Genomic DNA, 24,843 nt, shown 5'->3' with positions numbered 1-24,843 from the left:
CCTTCGCTCCCGATGACGTACCGTAAGGTGCGTCCCGCCGCTCCTCACGGGTTCGTGGCGGTCACGGTATACTGATCGCACGTCGGCGGCGTACCGTTCTTGCGATACACGCGAACCTTGACAGACACGACCTTCGGGTTGTTGTCCGACCAGGGGCCCGTGGGACTGCCGTTCATGTTGTACTGATAATTCAGCTCCCAAACGGTGGCCCCCGCTCCCGTGCCGCCGTCGTTGCAGGTCGCGACGGTGTTGCAGTCGTGGAGCACGTCCATCCCGTACTGACCACCCGCGTCGTTCACGAGCTGGACCTTCGGCGTGTACGGCTGGCCGAGCGCCGCGGGCGCGACGAAGTTGAACGTGAGCCAGTCGCTGCCCACCGAGGTCTCGACCTTGCCGATCATGTTCACCGTGCCGCCCTTCGGCACGCTGACCGCGCCCGAGCTGACGCACTGGTTCGCGTACTGATCGGTCGCGCACTCGCAGCCGTTGCCCGGCGCGCCGTCGATGTTCGCGTAGCCGACGTTGCACTGCACGATCTGGCACTGGCCGCCGGTGCACGACCAGCTCGAGACGAACTGCGCGTTCGGGTTTTGCGAGGTGCACGCCGGGTTCGGCTGCATCTCGTCGACGGTGCCGTTGCAGTTGTTGTCCTTGCTGTCGCAGATCTCGGTCTGCGATCCGGGCGAGACCTGCGGGTTGCACGAGGAGCTTCCGCCCACGCAGACCGTGGTGCCCGTCGCGCACACGCCGGGGAACGCCGTGCTGCAGGGCAAACCGTTCACGAGAGCCGGATCGTCGATCGTGCCGTTGCAGTCGTCGTCCTTGCCGTTGCACGTCTCCTGGACCGTGCCGGGCAGAGGCGCGTTGCAGAGGAGCTGCGGCGCGCCGGCGGGGCACTCGAAGGTGCCGAACTGGCAGACGCCGAGCTGACCGGGCTTCGTGCACGCCATGCCGACCTGCGGGATGGCGTCGTCGACCATGCCGTCGCAGTCGTCGTCGAGGTTGTTGCACGCCTCGGAGAGCTGGCCGGGGACGACGTTCGGCATGCACTTCACGCCGTTCGCGCCATCGCACTTGGTCAAACCCGTGCTGCACAGGCCCATGAAGCCCGTCGTGCACTGCATGCCGCCGCCGGGGTTGCCCTCGTCGGTGTTGCCGTCGCAGTTGTTGTCGAGGCCGTCGCAAGCCTCGGGCTGCACGGGCGCGGGCGAGCACTTCACCGCGCCGTTGATGCAGTTCAGCGTGCCCTTCTTGCACTCGCCGAGGCCCGGCGCGACGCACGCGCCGCCGCCGCCCGGGTTGTCCTCGTCGATCGTGCCGTCGCAACTGTCGTCGAGGCCGTTGCACAGCTCGGGCTGCGGCGTGGTGTCACCCAGGCACGGGCCCCACTGGCCGTTCGCGTCGCAGGCTTGCGTGCCGGGCTTGCAGAGGCCGACGTTCTCCGAGCCCATCGGGCCCGTGTAGCAGCCCTTCGTCTCGCCCGTGATGCACGTACACCCTTCGTCGACCTCGCCGTCGCAGTCGTCGTCGAAGCCGTTGCAAGCCTCGGCCGGAGCCGGGACGACCTCCCCTTCGCACAGGCCCCACTTCCCGGACGCGTCGCAGGTCCTCTCGCCTTCCTTGCACGCGCCGACGCCCTTCGTGCCGTCGGGGCCCGTGTAACAGGCCTCCTTCACGCCGGTCACGCAATCGCAGCCCTCGTCGACCACGTTGTCGCAGTTGTTGTCGACGCCGTCGCAGACCTCGGTCTGCGGCACGCACATCTGGCCGCCACCCGCGCCGCCGGCTCCACCCGCGCCGCCCCCGCCGCCGGCTCCACCCATGCCACCGGTACCACCCGTGCCGCCGATGCCACCAACGCCGCCCGTGCCGCCCGTGCCGCCGCCCGCGCCACCTTCGCCGCCTTCGCCGCCCCTGCCGCCAGAGCTCGAGCCGGTGCTGTTGCCACCCGTGGACGTGACGCTCCCGCCCTCGGCGCAGGACGAACCCGCCGCCGCGCCGATCACGGTCAGAAGCGCCGCGATGGCGATCCGTCGCACCTGCTTGCCCCGCTGCTCGTCACTGGCTTTGACGTTGCTCGCCATTGTCACTCACCGCTCCCAAGCAATGCTCCGGTTGACGCTCGGTGGTTTCGCTCGGACGAGCCGAGACGTTTCCACGAAGTTCTTGTCGGAGGCCGCGATCTCGACGCCGGTCGTCCGCGACGAACCCAGCCCCCCCGCCTCCGCGATCTCCACCTCGCCGAGGCCCGCGAAGAGCTCGCGCACCTCCGCGTGGCTCGCCTTCTCGCCCGCGAGCCAGCCCATTCCGAGCCGCGCCGCCTCCGCGAGCGCGCGCGTGAGCTGCGGCCGCACGAGATCTTCCGGCGCGACGATCCGATCCGCCGCGCGCGCCGCGCGGCCAAACCGTGAAGCCCTCGCGAGGTGCGCCGCGCGCGCCCCGAGCGCACGCGAAAGCTGCACGATCTCCGCGAGGTGACGATAGTTCGACCGCGTGATCACCGTGGTCGTCCCGACCTCGATGCCCTCGGCCCGCGCATGCCGTACGCCGAGCGCGGTCTGCTTGAAGCTGCCCGGCGTCTGCGTGTGGTAGTCGTGCATCGGCTCGGTCGAGCCGTGCAGCGAGACGTCGAGCGAGAGCTTGCTCGACGCCTCGCGAAGCGCGCGCGTATAGGCGCGGTACGCGAGCCGCCGGCCGTTCGTCTGCACCACGATGCGGCGCGCGCCGCGCTCGTCGAGTGCGCGGACAACCGCCGGTAGATCCTCGGCGAGCGTCGGCTCGCCACCCTGCACGAACACGACGTCGCCCGGCTCGATGCGCAGGCCCCTCGCGAGATCGAGCCCTTCGGCGTCTCGCTCGCGGGTGGCGGACCTCTCCCCTTGCGCGCAGAAGACGCACGCATTGTTGCAAGTCAAACCAAGGGAGAGGACCGCCGCCATGCCGTCAGCCCGGTCCCTCCGCCGGAACCAGGAGCGCGTCGCCGTGCTTGTGGATGCGCTCGGCGTGCGTGAGCAGATCGGACAGGCGCACCTCGCGCTCGTTCTTCGCGACGATCTGCGCGAGCGTCATGGCCGCGAGCCCCTGCTCCTCCTGCGTGGGCGCCCAGCCATTGCCGCCGTTCACCACGAAGATCGCGTGCCGTTCCGTCTCTGCGGGCGGCCGCTGCGCGAGCGCGGTGCGGTCGCGCGCGAGCAATTCCAGGTCGAACGTGTGCCCATCGTCCGTCCGAACCTTGATGCTCACACACCCGTTCACGACGGGATCGATCTGGACGATCGTCCATCGCGCGAGGCGCGCGCCCGCGGCGAGCGGGGCGAGCAGCTTGGCGACGTTCTCACGCGTCGGCGCATCGAGCGGTTTTTCGCTGTGCGCCGCGTCTTTTGCAGCGGGCGTGGTCTCCGGGCGCGCGGAGGCGATCACCGGTGCGGCAAGCACACCGCCCCCCACCACTCCCACGAACAACCGCCGCGATACGTTCCTGCCAGGCATGCCGGAGCCTCCTACACTCGCAGGATCTACGGTCGTCACGGCGGCGTCAATGTTTGCGCGGAGTCCCGATCCGCCGTCCTCGCAGCGAGCAAGGACGGGAACCGGCAACGCGACGCGTCAGCCGACGCGCCGCGCTCAGGCCTTCGTGAACGTGAACGAGCCGTCGGCCGCGCGGACGTGCACGATCTGTCCGGGGCCGTAGCCGCCCGCGAGGATCGCTTCGGCGAGCGGGTTTTGCAGCTCTTTCAGGATGGCGCGCTTGAGCGGCCGCGCGCCGAGCGAGGGCTCGTAGCCGATGTCGACGAGCAGGTCCTTCGCGGCGTCGTCGAGCTGCACCTTGATCTCGCGATCCGCGAGCAGCCGCTCGAGGCGCCGGAGCTGGATGTCCACGACCCCGCGCAGGTCCTGCTTGCTGAGGGCCTTGAACACGACGATGTCGTCGATCCGGTTCAAGAACTCCGGCCGGAAGAAGGCCTTGAGCTCCTCGAAGAGCACGTCGCGGATCGCGTCGCGCCCATCCTCGGTGCCGAAAAGCTTCACGTCCGTCTCCAGGATCCGCTTCGAACCGATGTTCGAGGTCATGATCACGACCGTGTTGGAAAAGTCCGCGGTCCTGCCGCGACCGTCGGTGAGGCGGCCGTCGTCGAGGATCTGGAGGAGCAGGTTGAACACGTCCGCGTGCGCCTTCTCGACCTCGTCGAAAAGCAGGACGCTGTAGGGCCTGCGGCGCGCGGCCTCGGTCAAGAAGCCACCTTGCTCGCTGTCAGCGTAGCCGGGCGGCGCGCCGATGAGGCGCTGCGCCATGTGCCGCTCCATGAACTCGCTCATGTCGAGCCGCGTGAGCGCCTGCTCGTCGTCGAACAAGAACTCGGCGAGGGCCTTGGCGAGCTCGGTCTTGCCGACGCCGCTCGGGCCGAGGAAGAGGAACGAGCCGATGGGCTTGCCCGGATCACGCAGGCCCACGCGGCCGCGGCGCACGGCGCGGGCGATCGCGCGCACGGCCTCGTCCTGGCCGACCACGCGGCGCGCGAGGCGCTCTTCCATCTTGAGGAGCTTCTCCGACTCGCCTTCGAGCATCTTCGCGACCGGGATGCCCGTCCACTCGGCGAGCGTGCCGGCCACGTCGTTCTCCGTGACCATGTTCGAGCCGGCCTCGGCGCCCTCGCGCTTCGCGGCCTGCTCGGCCGTCTCCAGACGGCGGCGGATCTCGGGCAAGGTCACGTGCTCGAGCTCGCCGATCCGCGCGTAGTTCTTCTCGCGTTGCGCCGTCGCGAACGCCTCGTTCGCCGCCGCGAGCTCCTTGCGGATCGACTGCACCGCCGCGACGACACCGCGGCGCGCCGCGATGGCCGTGCGCAGCTCCTTCGCGCGCGGCTCGACCTCGGCGAGCTCCTTCTCCAGTCGTTGCCGCGCTTGCACGCTCAGCCGATCGTCGTCGTCCGCGAGCGCCGCGATCTGCGCCTTGAGCGCATCCACGCGGCGGCTCAACGCGTCGACCTCCGCGGGCACGCCATCGACCTCGACGCGCTTGCGCGCGCTCGTCTCGTCGAGGAGATCGACCGCGGTATCCGGCAACGCGCGATCGGAGAGGTACCGCTTGGCGAGGCTCACGGCCGAGAGGATCGCGCTCTCGCCGATGCGCACGCGGTGGTGCGCCTCGTACTTCGTGGCGACGCCACGCAGGATCTCGGTCGCCTGATCGATCGACGGCGGATCCATGTTCACCACGGCGAAGCGCCGCAGGATCGAAGCATCCCGCTCGTTCAGCTTGCGAATGCCCTCGGGCGTGGTCGTCGCGAGGATGCGGATCTCGCTCCGCGCGAGCAGCGGCTTCAGGAGGTCACCGACGCCCGAGCCCTGCACGCCCTGGCCGAAGAGCGCGTCGATGTCCTCGACGACGAGGATCGTCTCGGCGTCCTGAACGCTGCGGAGCTTGTCGACGAGGGCCTTGAGGCGCTGCTCGATCTCGCCGCGGAGTTTTGCGCCCGCGACGAGCGCGCCCGTGTCGAGCTCGTAGAGGCGCGCGCCGGCGAGGTTACTCGGCACGTCACCGCGCGCGATGCGATCGGCGAGCCCGCGGATCAGCGCGGACTTGCCGACGCCCGGCTCGCCTACGACGAGCGGATGGTTCTTGAACCGGCGCTCGAGGATCTGCAGGAGCCGCCGCGCCTCGCCGTCGCGGCCGATCACCGGATCGAACAGGTCTTTGCGCGCATCCGCCACGAGGTCCCGCGTGTAGCCGTTCGCGTCGGCACTCCCCGCCGCGCTCGTCACGATCGCCGCGGCCGAATCCCGCTGTGCCGGCGCCTTCGCTTCCCCCTCCGCGAGCGCGCCGAGGTGCGGACGGAACGCGCCCGGACCGATGCTGAACGACGAGAGGATCTCCCCCGCCGGCCCACGAATCTCCTGCGCGAGCGCGTGCAGGAGGTGCTCGATGCCGACGTTCGGAGACTTGTCCCGCGTCGCCTCACGCTCGGCTCGCCCGAGCAGATCGAGCAGCCGGGCGTCCACGTACGCGACGCCGCCCGTCGACTTCGGCTGACGCCTGAGGGCCGCCTCCGCGAGGTTCATCGTCTCGTTCGGGTCGGCGCCGGCGCGCCGGAAGACCTCGAGGACGCCGCGATCCCGTTCGAGCAAGCGCACGAGCAGGTGCAAAGGCGAGACCTCGGCATGCTTCCGGTCGTCGGCGAGCGCTTGCGCGCCCGCGACGATCTGCCGGGCGTCGTTCGTGAAGCGTTCGAGGTGGATTGTGCCCTCGGTGTCGGCCATGGCTCCTTTTTCTCACTAGGTGAGCAGCGCACGCAAGGGACGGCGCGTCGTGCTTCTAGGTCGGGTCACGGAAGGACGCCATCGGCTGCGGTACTCCGCAGCATGCGCTCGGCGCATCGCCAAGCAACATCGGGAGCCCCTCGCTCCTCCTTGGGCGCCGCGCCAAGCGCACCCGGGAGCCCGAGGGCTCTTCCTTGGCGCCGCGCCAAGCGCACCCCGGAGCGCTCGGACGCCTCCTTGGCGCTGCGCCAAGCACCGTTCGACCTGTTCCGACCTCTCCTTGGCGCTTCGCCATCCCGGCTACCGGCCCTCCCGACCTCTGCTTGGCGCGTCGCCAATCACCACCCCGGCGCGAGAGGGCCGTCCGTGGCGCTTCGCCGAGCACCCGCTCGGCTCTGCTCCCCTGTGCTTGGCGCTCCGCCTCGCGCCACCTCACCTCGTCCGACCCTCCCTTGGCGCTTCGCCGAGCTCTCGCGCACATCCCCGCCCTTGCGCCTTTCGCTCCGAGGACCGAAATGTCCAGCATCATGCCCGCCGACGTCGCCATCTACACGACCCCCTGGTGCCCCTACTGCCACCGCGCGAAAGCCTTGCTTTCCGGGAAGAAAGTGCGCTTCGAGGAGATCGACGTCGACACGCGGCCCGACCTCCGCCGCTGGCTCTCGGAGACCACGCGCCAGCGAACCGTGCCGCAGGTGTTCATCAACAACCGCCCCGTGGGCGGATTCACGGACATCGCGGCCCTCGATCAAGACGGCGAGCTCGACGCGCTGCTCGGCGAGGCCCCCCCGCCGGACCTGCCGCCGCTGCCGCGTTGATCGACGATGGGGCTCCGCTCGGACGAGCCGAGCTCTGCCCCATACCCTCGCGTCGTTTCTTCGAGATCGTGCACGCCACCGGGGAGCGGTGATAAGCTCGGTTCGATCGGCCGAAGGTTTTCTCTCGTTCGCTCGTCCATGGGGGAACGAGGTCGACCCGGCCTCGATGATCCCGCATGCCCGCTGCCGACGCTCCGCTGCCCGACGCCCCGACGAGCGACGGCTCGCTCGTCGGCCGTGACGTGGGCAAATACAAGGTCTCCCGCCTCATCGCCCGAGGCGGCATGGGCGCGGTGTACGAGGCGCTGAACACGAGCATCGGCAAGCGCGTCGCGATGAAGTTCGTCGACCCCGAGCTCGCCCGAAACGCTGACGCCGTGGCCCGCTTCCAGCGCGAGGCCGCGGCCGCGAGCGCGGTCGAGAGCGCGCACATCGTCACGATCTTCGACTCGGGCGTCACCGACGACGGGCAGCCCTTCATCGTGATGGAGCTGCTTCGCGGCGAGGACCTAGGCCACCGGATCAAGCGCCTCGGGCGACTCGACCTCGACGTCACGCTCGACGTGATCGCGCAGCTCCTCCGCGGCCTCTGCCGCGCCCACGAGGCCGGCATCGTTCATCGTGATCTCAAGCCCGACAACGTCTTCCTCGCCGAACGCGACGACCAGACCGACTTCGTCAAGATCCTCGACTTCGGCATCTCCAAGGTGCGACGCACGGGCGGCGTCCCCGAGAAGACGATCACGCGCCAAGGCACGGTGCTCGGCACGCCGTTTTACATGTCGCCCGAGCAATCGCAGGCGCTGCCCGACATCGACGAGCGCACCGATCTCTGGTCGGTGGGCGCGATCCTCTACGAGTGCCTCACGGGCAGGCCCCCGCACGAGGGGCAATCGTACGAGCAGGTCATCGTGAACATCTGCACGAAGGCCGTGCCCGACGTGCGCACGTGGAACCCCGAAGTGCCCGAAGCCGTGGCGCGTTTCCTCGTGAAGGCACTCAAGCGCAACCGGGACAAACGTTTTCCGAATGCGCGCGAGATGCTCGACGCGCTCGGCGCCGCCTCGGGTGGCCTGCTCCCGGCGCGCGCGCTCCGCGTCGGCGATACGGGCTCGCGTTCGTCGCCGGATCTTGCGCGAAACACGCCGCGCGCGGCCCAGACGAACGAGTCGGCGACGCGGCCCGCCGAGGAGGTCGGCACGGGTGGACCGTCACGCGTGGGCTGGTCGACGAACAGCGGCGCGAGCGGCGGCAAGGAGCGATCACGCGCGCTCTGGCTCGGTCTGGGCGCGTTCGCCGCTGCGCTGGCGATCGGCGTGGGTGTCATGTACAGCCGCAGCACGCCGACGTCCGCCACGCCTGCGTCACCCGTTCCCCCGACAACCCCAGCGAGCGAAGCGCGCGTCGAGCCGGCACCCGAGCCCGTGCAGACAAACGAAACGAACCCCGCAGAAGCGCCCGCGCCGGAGGCGGCCGAGACGAAGCTGCCCGCGCCTGAGCCTTCCGAGGCGCCTCGAACGACGTCGACCTCGACGAGGAAGACCACGAAGACCGCGAACGCCAAGCCGGAGATCACGCCGCCGCAAGCGAGCGCCAAGCCGACGGCGACGATGAAGATCCAGGGCGTCGCCCCGCAGCTCAAGCTGAAGGTGGAATGAGCTCGCTCCTCGGTCGATTCAGGCCCCGCGCGGCCCTCGCCCTCACGCTCGCGTTCGCCACGGTCGCGAACGGCGCCCTCGCGGCCGGCGACCCAAAGGCCGAGAGCGCGCCCCTTCCCGACTCGTACAAGCAGCACATGGCGAACGGCGTGAAGCTCTACGGAGACGGCAACTTCGCCGCCGCCATCGTGGAGTTTCAGGCCGCCTACGCCGTGCGCCCGCGCGCGAGCCCCCTCGTCAACATCGCGCTCGCCCACAAGAGCCTCTTCCAGTACCCGCAGGCCATCGCCGCCCTCGAGCTCGCGCTCCGCAAGCACGCGGACACGATGGAGCCCGAGGACAAGGCCGCCGCCGAGAGCGCGATCGCCGAGATGCGCGCGCTCATCGGATACGTGAAGGTCGAGGTCTCGCCCTCGCACGCCGTGCTGCTCGTCGACGACGAGCCGCAGCCCCCCGGCACCGCGGACAAACCCCTGCCGCTCGGACCGGGGCGGCACCGGATCGGCGCGCGCGCCGAAGGCTACGAGGACGCCGAGGAGATCGTCACGGTCACGAGCAAGGACCAGGACAAGGTCGTCAAGCTCGCGCTCGTGCCGAACAAGGGCTGGGTCGTCGTGAAGACGGACGACCCCGAGATGGCCATCGCGATCGATCAGGTGCCGCTCGCGCTCGGCCAGTGGGCCGGGCTCGTCGAGCCGGGGACGCACCTCGTGCAGATGTACAAGCAAGGCGGCCCCGAGTACGCGTTCCAGGTGCTCGTCGTGGCCGGCAAAGCGCAGGAGGTTCGTCCCGACGTCGGCGGCGTACCCATCGCCGTGCCGCGCTCGCTCCCGGCCCCGCCGCCTCCTCCGCCCAAGATCGCAAAACCGCCGGATCCGCCCCTCCGCGGCGCGTATGCGAACGCGACGGGCGGCGTCTTCCTGATGCTCGGCGAGGAGGGCGCGGGCGGCATGGTCGGCGCGCGGCTCGGCTATCGGATCTCCACGCCGATCGGGCTCGAGTTTTTGTTCGACTACGCGAACAATCCCATCGCCACGAAGAGCGGCGACAGCACGGTCCGGCTGAACTCCGTGCGGTTCGGCGGGGGCGTGCGGCTCATGAGCCCCGGCAGGAAGGCGCGGTTCGTCGCCACGATCGGCGGCGGCCTCGCGTACAACTGGCTCGGCAGCGGCGAAAGCCCCGGGGGCGTCGCCTTCATCAACCTCGACACGGGCGTCGAGCTCGACTGGAGCGGCGTCCTGGTCGGTCTCGCCGCGCAGCAGACGCTCCTGCTCGGCGGGACCGACACCGCCGACGTCGAGCTCGCCGACCCCCGCGTGACCCTGGGCCTCGGAGCGCGCGTCGGTCTCGGCGGCTGGTGACGATGTTCTTCCGGAGCGGTATCCTCCGCGTCCGCCTTGGGAGGGCCCATGTCGAAGGAAGCCATCGAAAGCCTGCTGAAGGAGACGCGTAGGTTCGATCCGCCGGCCGAGTTTGCCGCGCGCGCGCGCATCAAATCGCGCGAGGCCTACGACGCGCTCTACCGCGAGAGCCTCGACGATCCGGACACGTTCTGGCGTCGCGAGGCGAAGGACCTCGTGTTCCGCACGCCGTGGACGCAGACGGTCGAGTGGAACCTCCCGCACGCGAAGTGGTTCGAGGGCGCGACGCTCAACGTCTCGGAGAGCTGCCTCGATCGGCACATGTCGACGCCGACGCGGAACAAGGCGGCGATCATCTGGGAAGGCGAGTACGGCGAGACGCGCACGCTGACGTACGCGCAGCTCTACCGCGACACCGTGCTCTTCGCCGACGCGCTCGCGAAGCTCGGCGTGGAGAAGGGCGACCGCGTGGCGATCTACATGGGCATGGTGCCCGAGGTCGTGGTGGCGATGCTCGCGTGTGCGCGGCTCGGCGCGGTGCACACCGTGATCTTCGGCGGCTTCGCGGCGGACGCGATCCGCGACCGCGTGCACGACAGCCAGGCGAAGGTCGTCATCACGCAGGACGGCGGCTACCGGCGCGGCAACGTGCTCGAGCTGAAGTCGACCGTCGACAAGGCGCTCGCGCAGCCGCAATCGGCGAGCGTGCAGAAGACCGTCGTGCTGCGTCACCTCGGCAGCGAGAAGTGTCCCGTGCAGATGACCGAGGGACGCGACGTGTGGTGGCACGAGATCGTCGATCCGAACGGCCACGCGCGTCGCGAGGCCACGATCGTCGACGCCGAGCACCCGCTGTTCATCCTCTACACCTCGGGCTCCACGGGCAAACCCAAGGGCGTGCTGCACACGACCGCGGGTTATCTCGTCGGCGCGCACGTCACCACGAAGTACGTCTTCGACCTGCGTGACGACGACGTCTACTGGTGCACGGCCGACGTCGGTTGGGTGACCGGGCACAGCTACATCGTCTACGGCCCGCTCTCGAACGGCGCGACGTGCCTGCTCTACGAAGGCGCGCCGAACTTCCCCGACTGGGGCCGCTTCTGGCGCCTCATCGAGCGGCACGGCGTGACCATCCTCTACACCGCGCCGACCGCGATCCGCGCCTTCATGCGCCAGGGCGACGACTGGCCGAAGAAGAGTGATCTTTCGAGCCTGCGCCTGCTCGGCTCCGTCGGCGAGCCGATCAATCCCGAGGCGTGGATCTGGTACCACAAGAACATCGGCGGCGAGCGTTGCCCCATCGTCGACACGTGGTGGCAAACGGAGACGGGCTCGATCCTCATGACGACCTTGCCCGGCGCCGCGTCGGCGAAGCCCGGATCGACGGGTTTGCCCATGTTCGGCGTGGTGCCGGACGTCGTGACCAAGGACGGCACGAGCGTCGGGGCGAACGAGGGCGGCATGCTCGTCCTCCGGCGCCCGTGGCCCTCGATCTTGCGCACCGTGTGGGGCGACGACGAGCGCTTCCGCAAGCAGTACTTCAGCGATGTCGAGGGCTGTTACTTCACGGGCGATGGCGCGCGCCGCGACGCGGACGGCTACTACTGGGTCGTCGGCCGCATCGACGATGTCCTGAACGTTGCGGGTCATCGCATCGGCACCGCGGAGATCGAGAGCACGCTCGTCTCGCACCCAGCCGTCGCCGAGGCGGCCGCGGTCGGTCGGCCGGACGACCTCAAGGGCCAAGCGCTCGTGGTCTTCGTGTCGCTTCGCCCCGGATTTACGGCGAGTCCCGAGCTCGCGACGAAGCTCGCGAACCACGTCGGCCAAGAGATCGGCAAGTTCGCCCGACCCGATCAGGTCCGCTTCGCCGACGCGCTGCCGAAGACGAGAAGCGGCAAGATCATGCGGCGCCTCTTGAAGGATGTGGCCACGGGGCGCGAGACCACCGGCGACACCTCGACCCTCGAAGACCTCAGCGTGCTCGCCAAGCTCCGCTCCAACGAGGAGTAAGACGCCCCCCTCGAACCGCGTCGTTCGACGCTCGGGGCTCTCGCTCCGCGAGCGGAGCTACGCCCCGAACCCCTGCGGTTCTCTTTCCGATCCAGCACGACCCGCGGTACCCTTTGGGGCATGCGGTCCGCGCTGACGCGTACGTTCTCCGCGATCACGGCTCTCGCCATGCTCGCCGCTGCGTGCCCGGCCCTCGCGCAGGGCAAAGGCGCCGGCAAGAAGCCCCCGGCCGAGCCCGCAGCGCCCGAGGATCCGAAGCTCGTCGAAGCGAAGAAGCACATGGAGGCGGGCGCGGCCTTCTACAACGATCCCTCCGGGCACAAGTGCGAGGAGGCGTATCGCGAGTTCAAGAAGGCCTACGAGCTCTCGGGCTCGATGAACGCGGTCAAGGGCATGGGCCTCTGCGCGATGGAGCTCGAGCGCGACGGCGAGGCGATCTCTCTGCTCGACAAATTCCTCGAAGCGAAGGGCGATCAGCTCGACCCCGCGGACAAGCAGCAGATGGAGACGGACCTCAAGGCGCTGCGGTCCGTGGTCGCGTGGGTGACGCTGAAGTCCGATCGTCCGGGCGTGACGATCACGGACGTGCGCACGCCGGCGCGCGGCTTTCCGATCACGAACCGCTACACGATCGGCCTCACGGACACGCGCATCGGCATCCACCCCGGCTCGCACGAGTTCAAGGCCAGCGTCGACGGCGCGCCCGATCAGATCTGGAAGGTCGACATCCCGAACGGCGGCAAGTTCGAGCGCGAGTTCGAGTTCGACAAGGGCAAACCCGTGACGGCCGAGGGTTTTACCGAGAAGGACTTCCAGAGCGGCGGCGAGGACAAACCCGCCGAGCAGCCCTCGCGTCCCGTGCCGATGACGGTGTTCATCGTGGGCGGCGCGGCGATCGCCGCGGGCATCGCGGGCGCGGTGGTCGGAGGCGTGCTCGCGACGGGCGCGAAAGCCGACTTCGACGCGTCGAACGGGAAGGCGAACACCGCATCGGAGCTCGTGGTCCTCGAGGACATGCGTTCGAAGGTCGTCACGCTGAACACGGTCGCGGACGTGTGCTTCGGCTTGGCCGCGGCGGGCGCGGTGGCGGCGACGGTCCTCTTCGTCATGCGGCCCGAGAAGAAGCCGACCGAGCCGCCGAAGGAGTCGTTTGCCTTCGCTCCATGGGCCACACCGCAGGGCGGCGGCATGATGGCCGTCGGGACGTTCTAGTCCGAAGGGACGAGGCGCACGTTTGGAGATCGAAGCCGGCACCATCATCGCGAATCGCTACCGCGTGATCCGCCCGCTCGGGCGCGGCGGGATGGGCGAGGTGTTCGCCGCGGAGAACACGCGCACCGGGCGCCAGGTGGCGATCAAGGTGCTGCACGCCGACGTGAAGGCGAAGCACTCGGCCGTCGAGCGCTTCCGGCGCGAGGCGCGCGCGGCGGGCTCGATCAACAGCGACTACGTCACGCAGGTCCTCGACGTCGAGGAGGACGCGAACTTCGGCATCGTGCTCGTCTTCGAGCTGCTCGAAGGCGAGAGCCTCATCGATCGGCTGAAGCGCACCGGGCCGATCCACTTCGACGAGCTCTACTTCATCCTCGAACAGGTCTGGATGGGCCTCGCGGACGCGCACCGCGTGAAGATCATCCACCGCGACCTCAAGCCCTCGAACGTCTTCCTCGAACGCCGTCCGGATGGCTCCACGCGGGTAAAGATCCTCGACTTCGGCATCTCGAAGCTGCCGAAGGAGTTGGAGGGCGAGACGCTCACCGAGATGGGCCAGAGCCTCGGAACGTTCTCGTTCATGCCGCCCGAGCAGATCGGCAAGGCAAAGATGGTCGACGAGCGCGCGGACATCTACGCGTGCACGACGATGATCTACCAGTCGCTCACGGGACAGCTCCCCTACCTCGCGAAGAACGTGCTCGTGATGGTGGAGATGAAGGCGAAGGCGCCGCCGCGCAGGATCGGCGACGCGATGGATGGCCCCATCGATCCACGGCTCGAAGCGTTCGTCGCACGCGGGCTCGCGCGTGATCCGGACCAGCGGTTCCAGACAGCGACGGAGGCGCTCGCCGCGTGGCGCGAACTGAGCCCGCGTTCGTCGGGCGTGCCGTACGCGCAGCCGAACACGCTCGGGACCGCACACACGATGCCCGCGCCGCAGACGGGGGTGTCGATGTCGCGCACGCCTTCGCATGCGTCGGCGTCCTTGAGCGGCGGGCCGCGCGGGACGATTCCCTACGACGTGACGCGCCAGGAGTCGCACATCCGTCGCGCCGAGCCTCCGCCGATCGAGGCGGAGAACACGACCGACGACGCGGCCGCGACGCTGGCGATGCCGATCGCGCGGCTCATGCCGAACCAGACCGGAGGGGCCCCGCAGTGGCCGCCGCTGCCGCAACCGTCGGGATCGAGCGCGGCGCGGCCAAGCCCCTCGGGATATGGTTCGACCTCCAACAGTTACCCGGGTCTGTCGAGCTCGGGCACGTACGGCGCGGTGCAACCGCCCGTGCCCGCGTCGCCGAGCTACGGCGCGCCGATGCCGAACGCGACGTACCCGGAGGCCTCGCGATCCTATGGGCAGCAACCGATGAGCATGCCGGCGCAGCAGGCCCCGTGGCCGCAGCAAACCGGCATGCAGCCCCTCGCGACCGACCTCGCGCCGCAGCATGCGCCGCGCCGTGTGTGGCCCTTCCTGCTCGGCGGCGTTCTGTTCGCGCTGATCGGCTTCGCCATCGTCGCGGCGATCATGCTCTCGACGGGCAAGTGATCGCCGCGCGCGTCGCGCGCACAAAACGCATCACGCGCCGTGGGTGCGGCGCGTGAACGCGGGTCGGTGTTCGCCTTGGATCAGAGCGTCCAGCGGACGAGGACGCACGTGACGTTGTCGGGTCCGCCGTTCTCGTTGGCGCGCTCGATGAGCTTCGCGGTCGCGGTCTTGATGTCGCCGTGGCGCGAGAGGATGTCGGCGATCTCGGGGTCGCTCACGGGGCCGGAGAGGCCGTCGGAGCAGAGCAGGTAGGTGTCGTTGACGGCGGGCACCTCGAAGCGCGTGTCGACCTTGACGGTCTCCTTCATCCCGAGCGCGCGCACGATGACGTTCTTGTGCGGGAAGTTCGCGATCTCCTCGGGCGTGAGGCGCTTCATCTTGATGTAGTCGTTGAGCAACGAGTGGTCCTCGGTGAGGCACTCGAGCTTGCCGTCGCGATGCCGGTAGACGCGGCTGTCACCGACGTGCGCGATGTACACGCCGTCGTTCGCCGTGAAGATGCCGACGAACGTCGTCCCCATGCCGCGCTTCTTCGACTCGCGCTGCGCGGTTTCGTAGATGCGCAGGTTCGCGAGCTTGATGCCCGTGATGAGGCGGTTCTCCTCGTAGCCCTTCGTGCGGTCCATCTTGTAGGGCCACGTGCGCTCGGGATCCTCTTGCGTCTGCGCGAAGAATTCTTGCATCGCGTCGACGGCCATCTTCGAGGCGACCTCGCCCGATGCATGACCACCCATGCCGTCGGCCACGATGAAGAGGCCGTACTCCGCCATGATCGCGAAGTTGTCTTCGTTGTGATTACGCTTGCGGCCGACGTTCGTCTCGCCGGCAACCTCGATGCGGAGCTGTTGAGCCACGGTTCACCGAATGTGGGGGACGGAGCGGCTCGCCTTTTCTCGGTACCGATGGGTAGCCGAGAGCCGCGCTCGTCATGGTCGGGATCGTTCGGCGGGGTGTCAACGAGATCCCGCGAGTGGGTCGTCGCGAGTTCGTTTCCACGGGATCAGATGGGATCGATCTTACCTCCTGCGGTCGAGCACGTCCGCTCTGGGACGGGCTTGCGTGGGGGGAGGCGCATCGCCGAGCGTCGGCAACTCGGCCGGATGCGCAGGCGGCGCCTTGGGTGCGGCGCGCGGATCGGGCGCCTGACGAAGCGCGACCGTCACCTGACGATACTTGCCCTGGCCAAACACCGTGAGCGGCACCTTCTCGCCGACCGCGTGCGTCCGGATGACCTCCGCGAGCTGCTCGGGGCTCGTCACGGGCACGCCGTCGACGGCGACGATCATGTCGCTGACGGAGGGATCGCCGCCCTTGAGCTTGGCCTCGGCCGCGGGGCTGTCCGGGTGGATGCTCTGCACACGGACGCCCTTGGCGAACGTTCCGACCTCGGACGAACCCTGGATGCCGAGCCAAGCCGCGGGCGGGACCGCGGTCGGCGGGACCGTGCGCAGGAAGGAGCGGATCGCGTTGATCGGGATGCCGAACGCGACGGGGGTGCAGGGGCGACCCTCGTTCGGGGAGCAGCCGCGGCCGAGCAGGGCGACGACGCGCCCGTCCTCGTCGACGATCGGCGCGCCGAGGTCGAGCGGCGAGATGCGCGAGCCGAGCTCGAAGGCGTTCGCGAGCGTGGCGTCGTCGGCGCCGAGGAGGTTTTTCCGGCCGCGGATCACCATCTGCGAGACCGAAGGTTTGCCCTTGGCGCCCATCGCGAAGCTGCGGATGGTCGCGTCGGTGCGGAGCGGATCACGCGTGGAGGCGACGAGCCCTTCGGTCCAGCGGCCCGACTGCGGGACGAGGAGCGCGAGGTCCCAGGTGCGGTCGTGGTGGCCGAGCTTGACGCGAACGACGGAGCCGTCGGCGAAGCGCGCTTCGAGGTCGTTACCCGAGCCGAGCGGCGAGAGCGCGGCGAGGATGCGGCCATCCCCCGCGAGCGCAGCGCCGAGCGAAAGGGGCTGACCGGCGCGTTCGATCGCGACGACACCGCGGAGCGCCTTCTCCTCGACGGAGGGTTCTTTCTTCGCGTTGGGATCCGCGGGCGCGTTGGGATCCGCGGCGGGCGCGGGAGGGATCGCGGCGGGCGGAGCGGCTTGCAGCGCGGGCAGTTGCGGCGGCGGCGCGATGCGACGGGGCGGCGCGTTCGGCTGAGGCCGTGCGACCGGCGGGGCGGCGACATCGGCCGGCGCGACCGCGGGCGCCGCTTGGGCGAAGACCGCGGTCGGGGCCATGAGCGCGAGGACGGCGAGGCTGCCCGCGATCGACCAGCGTTGAAGATTCTTCACGCCGGAGGTGTGACCGAACGCGGGGGACTTTTCGGGCGAGGCGGGGAAATTCGTCATGGGAGGCGCTCCTCGAAGCTCGTCGGCGAGATCGGCGCTCGCGCGATGATGTAGCGTGGACGGGGGCGCTGCAAAGGTCGCGCCGTGGGCGGCCGGGTCGCCGGCAGGGGCCGGCGATCTCGATCGATCCTACCACGGCGAGGGGCGGAGCGCCTCGGGTCCACGCAAGTCGTTGGACGGGGATTTGGGGGGATCGCTTCGGTCGCGGTCACAAAAGAGGAGCTCCGAGCAACATGGCAGGCGAAGAGGCAACCATGGCCCCGGGTCTGGCACGTGCAGAGATGAAGGAAGGCCGATCGCACGCCGAGGAGGCGCGCGACATCGAGGAGCTCCTCGCGGCGGGCAACCATCGCGAGGCGCTCGCGCGGTGCGCCCGGGTTTATGCAGCGCCGATCGGTCGGCTTTGCATGGCCTTCACGGGCTCGCAGGCGGACAGCGAGGAGCTCGTGCAAGAGACCTTGCTGGCCGCGTACGACGCGTTCCCGACGTACCGAGCGGAAGGAAGCGTGAGAGCGTTCCTGTTCGGGATCGCGCGTCGCATTTGCGGTCGGTTCTCCGAGACGCAGGCGCGGCAGAAGGCGCGGCTCCGGCTGGTGCACGACACGTCGTCGGGACGGGCGGACGCGGGCGAGCTCGCGCTGGAGAAGGAGAGAGCGTCACGCGCGCGCGAGGCGCTCTCGAAGCTCAAGCCGAGCGAGCGGGAGGCCCTGGTGCTTCGGTACGACGCGGGGCTCAGCTTCCGAGAGGTGGCCCAGGCGTGCGGGATCGACGAGGCGGCGGCGCGGAAACGCGTGAGCCGCGCGCTCGGGAAGATGCGGGCGGAGATCGGCGAGGAGTGAAGCGATGAGCACGAGCGAGACGAACGTGGGTGGGCTCTGCCGCGAGGTCGAGGAGCGAATCGCCGAGGTGCTGGATGGTTCGGCGCCGAAGGAGTTGTTCGAGCACATCGCCGACTGCGACGCGTGCCGGGACCTCCGGTACGACGCGGAGCGCGCAGCGGAGTTCGTGGGGCACGCGGGCGGAGACTTTCGCGTGGACGCGGGTTTTGCGGAGAAGGTGCTCGCGCGGCTCGACGTGGAGAACCTGAAGCCGCCGGCCGGCGTGGCGCCGAAGAGCGTCGAGGCCGCGGTGTCGGCGCCGCGCACGGCGAAGAGCGTGGTTGCCGAGGATCGGGTCTCCGAGCCGAGGGTGACGGACATCGCGACGGCGAAGACGGAGGTCGCGACCGAGCCCCCGCCGGCGCGGACGAACACGTTGGTGTCCAAAGTTTCGGAGAACGGACTCGGTTCGACGCAGCCTTCGGAGGCGGTGAGCGACGAGGTCAAGGCGGCGCAGCCCGCGCAGGCGATCACCGAGCGTGAAACGTCGCGCTCGCGCGAGCCCGAGGCGAAAAGCGGGACGATGGGAGCCGCGCGCACGGCGCCGCCGCGGACGACGAAGGGGAGCGAGGGGGGCAAGGTCGTCTCGCTCTTTCGCCGCCCGAAGTTCGTCGCAGGGCTTCTCGGCGCGATGGCCGCGGCGGCCGCCGCCGGGTTCTACCTGAAAGGCCAAAAACAAGGGCCGGAGGAGCTGACGTTCGAAGCCGCGTGGTCGGGGAAGATCGACTCGATCTCGCGCGCGTCCGCCGACAAGGAAGGCGGGCTCGAAGCGTGTGATGCGAGCGGCGCGTGCAAGCCGGTCAAGCCGGGATGGGCGTGGAAGAGCGACACGACGCTGCGCACGGACGCGCGCACGCGGGCGTACGTGTCGCTCGCGGATGGCTCGCAGCTCGCGATCGATCGAGGCTCGTCGGTCTCGCTCGAGGGCGGCAAGGTGCGTCAGGCGAAGCTCGCCTTTGGGACGATCGTCGCGGACGTGGCGAGCCTGAAGCACGGGCCGTCGGCGAAGATCAGCGTCGATGACGGCGAGGTCGAGGTGGTCGGCACGAAGCTCGTCATGACGGCCAGCAAGGGCCGCGCGAGCGTCGAGGTTGCGCGGGGCGTGGTCCTCGTGCGTTCGGCGGCGTCGGGCAAGCCGGTCGCCGTGCGCGCGGGCGAGGAGGCAACGATCGAGAAGGGCCGCGAGCCGCTCGTGGCAAGCTCGTCGAGCGTCGCGGACTCGCTCGAATGGAGCGATCGATCGCCGGAGGAGCTCGACGCGCCGGTGCTGCGCGGTCTCGGGGAGCTCCGGGCGCGTAAGCCGGGACAAACCAAGGAGAAGGACCACGCGGTGCGGCTCGCGAAGCACTCGGTGAAGGTGCGCATCGTGGACGTCGTGGCGCGGACCGAGGTCGACGAGACGTTCACGAACGACACGGACGAGGAGCTCGAAGGCATCTTCCGGTTCCCGCTGCCACCGGGCGCGCAGATCGAAAAACTCGCGCTGGAGGTGGACGGCAAGATGATGGAGGGCGCGTTCGTCGACCGCGACAAGGGCGCGGCGATCTGGCGCGGCGTCATCCAGAACGCGGCGCCGAAGACGCCGAAGCCGCGGGAGGAGATCATCTGGGTGCCCGGGCCGTGGCGCGATCCGGCGCTGCTCGAGTGGCAGCGAGGCGGTCGTTTTGAGCTCAAAATTTTTCCGATCCCGAAGCGTGGCTCGCGTCGCGTGGTGCTGACGTACACGCAGACCGTGGACCAGGCGGCTGGCGTCCGGCGCTTCACCTATCCGCTCGCGCACGATCCGAGCGGGACGACGAAGATCGACGCGTTCGACCTCGACCTGCAGGTGCTCGGTCACGACAAGGAGTTCGGCGTGCAGACGCGCGGCTACGAGCTCTCGCCCTCGGGCGGCGACGCGTCGGCCGAGCGACGCACGATGAACGCGACGGGGTTCATTCCGGCCGGTGATCTGACGGTCGAGTACGCGCTCCCCGATCGGGATCGCGAGGCGACGGCGTGGGCGTACCGGATGGAGCCCGCGAGCGCACCGCTGCCGGAGGAGCCGAAGGACGGGCCGGCGGCGACGAAGGCGAAGACGACGGAGGAGAAGGACGCGGCCGCGGCGGCGCGCGCCATCGCGTTCGATGCGTCGCCGTACGTGGCGATCGCGCTCCGGCCGAAGCTGCCGCGATGGCAGGTGGCGAAGGAGCACGTGCACGCGATCGTCGTGGACACGAGCCGGTCGATGGTGGGAGAGCGTTTCGCGCGGGCGACGCGGCTCGCCTCGACGATCGTGCGCGAGATGGATCGGCGCGACTCGTTCGTGCTGCTCGCATGCGACACAGTGTGCCGGCCGATGACGCAGGACGGCCGCAGCGGTTTGCCGAGCCCGCCGGGCGCAGCGTCAGCAGGCGAGGTGGAGCGCTTCCTCGGGAGCGTCGAGCCGGACGGCGGCAGCGACATGGCCGCGGCCGTGAGCGCGGCGCGGAGCGCGGCAGGTGCGCTCGGCGGCAAGGAGCTCAGGATCGTCTACCTCGGCGACGGCACGCCGACCGTGGGCCCGACGCGTCCGTCGCACATCGAGGCCGCGGTGCGTAGCTCGCTGCCGGGCAGCGATGGTTCGGTCGTGGCCGTGGCCATGGGCGCCGACGCGGATCTGACCTCGCTCGCGGCGCTCGCGCGCGGCGGCGGCGGCGTGGTGGTGCCGTACGTGCCCGGGCAGAAGGTCTCGTCCGCGGCGCTCGACGTGCTCTCGGCGGCGTACGGCGTGACGCTGCGGGATCCGGAGATCGAGCTGCCGTCGGGACTCACGCAGGTCACGCCCGGGCGGCTCGATCCGATCCGCGCCGGCGGCGAGACGTTCGTCGTGGCGCGCATGTCGAGCGGCGACGCGATCGAAGGGGCGATCCGGCTGCGCGGCCGCGTCGCGAGCGAGCGGTTCGAGCAGACGTACCCGATCAAGATCCTCGCGACGTCGAGCGCGGGCAACGCGTTCGTGCCGCGGCTCTACGCCGCCGCGAAGATCGCGGAGCTCGAGAACACGGGCGGCGCGGCGAGCAAGCTCGCGGCGATCGAGCTGTCGAAGCGCTTTGCAGTCGCGAGCCGCTTCACCTCGCTGCTCGTGCTGGAGAGCGAGGCGATGATGAACGCGTTCGGCCTCGAACGAACGCGCGTCGCGCCGACGTTCACGGGCGAGGAGCTCGCGCAAAGCTCGAACGCGGACGCCGAGGGCGAGGAGAAGACCGCCGACCCGGCGAAGGAAGAGGCCGAGGGCTCTGGCGAGCTCGACACGCGGGGCGCTGAAACGTCGAAGAAGGGCGGGGCGAGCGCACCTGCTGCCGAGGCCCCGTTCGATGCGTTCAACGACGACGCCGCAGCGGCGCCCCCGCCGCCTGCCGCGCCCGCGGCGACCGCAACGGCGGCGCCGGCGCCGAAGCCCGCGTCGAGGGCCCTCGGCGGCGAAGGCTGGGGCGGGAGCGGCCGGGGAGACGACGGCTTCGGCTCGGGCCGGGGGCGATTGGGCCGGACGCAGCGCCTCGTCCCGATGCGTCGAATCTTTGAGCGCAAAGGATCGTTCGAGGCGCTGAACACGCTCGCCTCGCAGAACGCCTCGAAGCTCCTCGCTGCCGAGAGCGCGCTCGCGAGCACGCCCGACAGCCGCGACAAGACCGTGGATCTCTTCGCGCTCTACGCGACGGCCGGGCGCCTCGGCGAGGCGCAAGAGCTCACGGCGAAGTGGAGCGGGCGCGACGCGCTCGATCCGGACGCGCTGACGGCGCGCGCGGATCTCGCGGCGCGGCAGGGCGATCGGGAGCGCGCGATCCGGATCCTCGGCGGCCTCGCGGACGTTCGTCCGGGCGATCGCGCCACGCAGACGCGGCTCGCGAAGATGCACGAGGCCTCGGGCAACCACGCCCTCGCCTGCGAGCACCGCATCGCGCTCGCGGACATGGCACCCGGCGAGGCGAAGCTCGTCGCGGATGCGGTGCGCTGCGCGAACACGCTCGGCATGACGGAGCTCGCGAGCCTGCTCAAGCTCGACGCGAGCGAGTCGGTGCGCGCCTCGATCGACAAACTCCTCGCGCTGCCCGGCCCCCCGCCCTCGTCCGTGCTCACCGGCGACATCCAGGTCTCGGCCGAGTGGACGGGTGGCGTGGACCTCGACATCGGGCTCATCGACGCGCAAGGCCGCCGCACCTCGTGGCTCGGCTCGCCTGGCAAGGCGCTCCTCAGCGCGCGGGACGTGACGAGCACACGGACCGAGGCGCTCGGGCTCGTGAACACGCCTTCGGGCAGCTACGTGGTCGAGATCGCCCGCGCGTCGGGCGCGGATCAGAACATCCCGGTGCGCGGCGAGCTGACGCTCAAGCTCGCGGGCGAGACGCGGAAGGTGCCGTTCGTGCTCACGGGTCCGCGCGCGGAGGTCGGGACGATGCGGGTGTTCTTCACCTCTCGCCTGGTCCCGGTCACGGACGTGCCCTTCAATCCCTGGGGTCCGTGAAAGGGCCGGCCCCCTGGAGCGCGCATCGGCCGGGGGGCTTCCCATGGACTTCGGGCCGGAAGTGGGGCATTCCCTCCCCACCATGAGCGCAGCGCACGACGCCCACGGAGATCACGCCGCGGGCCACCACGCCTCCCACGATCACGACCACTTCGACAACGATCCGGTGCAGGAGCTGCCGGCCGACGAGCCGCGCACGCCCACGTGGATCCCGATCGTGGGGCTCTTGCTCTTCTTCTTCGCGGGCACCGCGTGGCTGCTCGCGGGCAGCGGTGACGAGGCCCAGCCGAAGACCGACAGCGCGCCCGCCCAGGTCGCGCCGCAAGCCGCGCCGCAGCCGCAAGCGCTGCAGCCGCAAGCGCAGCCCGCGCGCTTGCCGCCTGCGGCCCCGCAGGCGCGTCCGACCCCGGCGCCGCTCGGCTCCGGTGGCCTGCGTCAGCTCACGCCGGATCAGGCGAAGCAGATCCAGCAGCAGATCGAGGCGCTCCGCGCGCGGCAGCAGCAGCCGGGCGGCGCGCCGCAGCCGCAGCCCGCGCCGCCGGTGCCGCGATGAGCGAGGTGATCCAGGCTTCGGACGTGCGTCGCGTCGTGGTCCTCGGCGCGGGCACGATGGGCCAGGGCATCGCGCAGGTGACGGCGCAGGCCGGGTACGTGACGCATCTCTACGACGTGGATGCGGCGCGGATCGGGCGCGCGATCGAGTCGATCAAGCAGGCGACGGATCGGCTCGTGCAGAAGGGCAAGATGCTGAACGAGGCGCGCAGCGAGCTCATCGGCGCGCTCGTGCCCACGTCGGATCTCGCGCAGGCGTGTCGTGACGTGGACCTCGTGATCGAGTCCGCGCCCGAGCAGATGGACCTCAAGGTCGGGCTTCTTCGCGAGGTGAAGGCGCTCGCGCCGGAGCGCGCGATCCTCGGCACGAACACGTCGAGCCTGTCGATCACGGAGATCGGCACGCGCACGGCCGCCGCGGCGCGCACGATCGGCCTGCACTTCTTCAACCCGCCGCCCGTGATGGAGCTGCTCGAGGTGGTGCGGGGGCTCGGCACGGACGAGGCCGTCGTCGCGGCGAGCCTCGCGATCGCCAAGCGCATCGGCAAGACGCCGATCGTCGTGAACGACATGCCCGGGTTCGCGACGAGCCGGCTCGGCGTGGTGATCGGCGCGGAGGCGATGCGCATGCTGGAGAGCGGCGTGGCCTCGGCGGAGGACATCGATCGGGCGATGGAGCTCGGCTACCGGCACCCGATGGGCCCGCTCAAGCTGACGGATCTCGTGGGCCTCGACGTGCGGCTCATGATCCTCGAGCACCTGCACCGCGAGATCGGCGAGCAGTTCCGGCCGCCCGCGATCCTGCGGCAGATGGTGCGCGCAGGCAGGCTCGGCAAGAAGTCCGGCGAAGGGTTTTACCGCTGGACCGAGTCGGGCCCCGTGCCGATCGCGCACAAGCGCTGACCCGACGCGGACCAAAACACGAAGGCCCGCTGGCTTCACGCCGGCGGGCCTTTCGTTTTGAGCTCCAACGAGTCGTTACTTGTTGAGCTTGTCCTTCTTGGCGTTCTCTTCCGCCTCTTTTTCACGCTCGGCCTGGCGCTTCTGGATGCGCTCCTTCACGGCGGCGTAGTCCTTCTCGTCCTTCACGCGGCGGTCGATGACCTTCTGCCGCTCTTCGGGCGTGCCCGCGTATCCCTTCGCGTCGGCCTGGTCCTTGAGGAACTGGGCGTACTTCGCCCACGCCTCCTTGCCCACGTCGAGCTTGCGTTGACGCTCGCGCAGGTCGGCCAGAACGAAGAGCACCTTCGACTTGAGATCCGCAGGGCCGTCCTTGTTCAGCGCGGCGCTCCACACGGCCTCGGCCTCCTCGGGTTTGCCCGAGGCGAGCTGCGCCTCGCCGAGCCGGTAGAAGGCGAGCATCTTCGTCGAGTCGACCTTGATCGCGTCCTGGAACGCCGTCACCGCGCTCGGGAAATCACGCGCGACGAACGCGTCCTCGCCCTTCTTGATCGCCTCCATGTAGGGGCTGATCCCCATCTTGTTCTGGGGATCCTTGAGCGGGCCTGCCGGCGCCGTCGGGGCCGTCGGAGCCGCCGCGCCCGCGGCGGGCTTGGCAGCAGGCTTGGCCGCGTCGGGTTTCGCAGGCGCCGCACCCTGGCCGAGCGCCGTTCCGGCGAGCGCGAGCGAAGAGATCACGAGGGAGGCAACGAGCAGACGGCTTGCCATGGCCCGAGCAGCCTACCTCAGCCCCGGACGGCATGGAACTTCTGCCGAAAAGAA

At 69.9% G+C, this 24,843-nt stretch carries 17 protein-coding genes; 10 read left to right on the top strand and 7 right to left on the bottom strand.

Annotation, left to right across the window (positions count from 1 at the left end):
- Positions 1-44 precede the first annotated feature (44 nt).
- The 4 genes from KEG57_RS05445 to KEG57_RS05430 form a co-directional block, all read right to left on the bottom strand.
- A complete protein-coding gene (locus KEG57_RS05445; RefSeq protein ID WP_272458232.1) occupies positions 45-2,084 on the bottom strand; it encodes a MopE-related protein in 2,040 nt (679 codons plus the stop codon).
- Between the two features lie 6 nt (positions 2,085-2,090).
- Entirely contained in the window at positions 2,091-2,939 is an 849-nt protein-coding gene (locus KEG57_RS05440) for a radical SAM protein (RefSeq protein WP_272458231.1), read from the bottom strand.
- Positions 2,940-2,943: 4 nt separating this feature from the next.
- Positions 2,944-3,489: a hypothetical protein gene (locus tag KEG57_RS05435; protein ID WP_272416964.1), complete on the bottom strand. Its 546-nt coding sequence runs from the start codon at positions 3,487-3,489 to the stop codon at positions 2,944-2,946.
- Positions 3,490-3,624: 135 nt separating this feature from the next.
- Positions 3,625-6,258 carry an ATP-dependent Clp protease ATP-binding subunit gene (locus KEG57_RS05430; RefSeq protein ID WP_272458230.1) on the bottom strand — a complete coding sequence of 878 codons (2,634 nt, stop codon included), beginning with the start codon at positions 6,256-6,258 and terminating at the stop codon, positions 3,625-3,627.
- Between the two features lie 515 nt (positions 6,259-6,773).
- Between KEG57_RS05430 and grxC the strand changes: the two genes are divergently transcribed.
- The 6 genes from grxC to KEG57_RS05400 all read left to right on the top strand — a co-directional run bounded on the left by grxC (position 6,774) and on the right by KEG57_RS05400 (position 14,872).
- On the top strand, positions 6,774-7,076 hold the full coding sequence (grxC, locus tag KEG57_RS05425; RefSeq protein WP_272416962.1) for a glutaredoxin 3: 303 nt from the start codon (positions 6,774-6,776) through the stop codon (positions 7,074-7,076).
- Positions 7,077-7,252: 176 nt separating this feature from the next.
- Positions 7,253-8,734, top strand: a complete 1,482-nt coding sequence (locus tag KEG57_RS05420) for a serine/threonine-protein kinase (RefSeq protein WP_272458229.1) — start codon at positions 7,253-7,255, stop codon at positions 8,732-8,734.
- Positions 8,731-10,095 carry a hypothetical protein gene (locus tag KEG57_RS05415; protein WP_272458228.1) on the top strand — a complete coding sequence of 455 codons (1,365 nt, stop codon included), beginning with the start codon at positions 8,731-8,733 and terminating at the stop codon, positions 10,093-10,095. Before KEG57_RS05420 ends, KEG57_RS05415 begins: the two co-directional genes overlap by 4 nt.
- Before the next feature lie 48 nt (positions 10,096-10,143).
- Positions 10,144-12,111 carry an acetate--CoA ligase gene (acs, locus tag KEG57_RS05410; RefSeq protein WP_272416959.1) on the top strand — a complete coding sequence of 656 codons (1,968 nt, stop codon included), beginning with the start codon at positions 10,144-10,146 and terminating at the stop codon, positions 12,109-12,111.
- Positions 12,112-12,231: 120 nt separating this feature from the next.
- Positions 12,232-13,323, top strand: coding sequence for a hypothetical protein (locus tag KEG57_RS05405; protein WP_272416958.1), 1,092 nt, complete (start codon positions 12,232-12,234; stop codon positions 13,321-13,323).
- Between the two features lie 22 nt (positions 13,324-13,345).
- On the top strand, positions 13,346-14,872 hold the full coding sequence (locus KEG57_RS05400; protein ID WP_272458227.1) for a serine/threonine protein kinase: 1,527 nt from the start codon (positions 13,346-13,348) through the stop codon (positions 14,870-14,872).
- Positions 14,873-14,952: 80 nt separating this feature from the next.
- Here KEG57_RS05400 and KEG57_RS05395 read toward each other — a convergent pair whose 3' ends face one another.
- On the bottom strand, positions 14,953-15,726 hold the full coding sequence (locus KEG57_RS05395; RefSeq protein ID WP_136933489.1) for a Stp1/IreP family PP2C-type Ser/Thr phosphatase: 774 nt from the start codon (positions 15,724-15,726) through the stop codon (positions 14,953-14,955).
- A 162-nt stretch (positions 15,727-15,888) separates the two neighbouring features.
- Positions 15,889-17,208, bottom strand: coding sequence for a S1C family serine protease (locus KEG57_RS05390; protein ID WP_272416956.1), 1,320 nt, complete (start codon positions 17,206-17,208; stop codon positions 15,889-15,891).
- A 254-nt stretch (positions 17,209-17,462) separates the two neighbouring features.
- Here KEG57_RS05390 and KEG57_RS05385 point away from each other — a divergent pair, with 254 nt between their 5' ends.
- The 4 genes from KEG57_RS05385 (at position 17,463) to KEG57_RS05370 (ending at position 24,024) form a co-directional block, all read left to right on the top strand.
- A complete protein-coding gene (locus KEG57_RS05385) occupies positions 17,463-18,047 on the top strand; it encodes an RNA polymerase sigma factor (RefSeq protein WP_272416955.1) in 585 nt (194 codons plus the stop codon).
- 4 nt (positions 18,048-18,051) lie between these two features.
- The gene (locus KEG57_RS05380) at positions 18,052-22,569 is read left to right on the top strand and encodes a VIT domain-containing protein (RefSeq protein WP_272416954.1); all 4,518 of its coding nucleotides are present in this window, start codon (positions 18,052-18,054) and stop codon (positions 22,567-22,569) included.
- A gap of 82 nt (positions 22,570-22,651) precedes the next feature.
- A complete protein-coding gene (locus KEG57_RS05375; protein ID WP_272416953.1) occupies positions 22,652-23,122 on the top strand; it encodes a hypothetical protein in 471 nt (156 codons plus the stop codon).
- A complete protein-coding gene (locus tag KEG57_RS05370; RefSeq protein ID WP_272416952.1) occupies positions 23,119-24,024 on the top strand; it encodes a 3-hydroxyacyl-CoA dehydrogenase family protein in 906 nt (301 codons plus the stop codon). Before KEG57_RS05375 ends, KEG57_RS05370 begins: the two co-directional genes overlap by 4 nt.
- Before the next feature lie 75 nt (positions 24,025-24,099).
- Here the strand turns inward: KEG57_RS05370 and KEG57_RS05365 are convergent, their stop codons facing one another.
- Entirely contained in the window at positions 24,100-24,789 is a 690-nt protein-coding gene (locus tag KEG57_RS05365; protein ID WP_272416951.1) for a tetratricopeptide repeat protein, read from the bottom strand.
- Positions 24,790-24,843: the final 54 nt, after the last annotated feature.

The organism is Polyangium jinanense (assembly GCF_028435365.1).
This window is presented reverse-complemented; position numbering and strand designations above follow the sequence as displayed.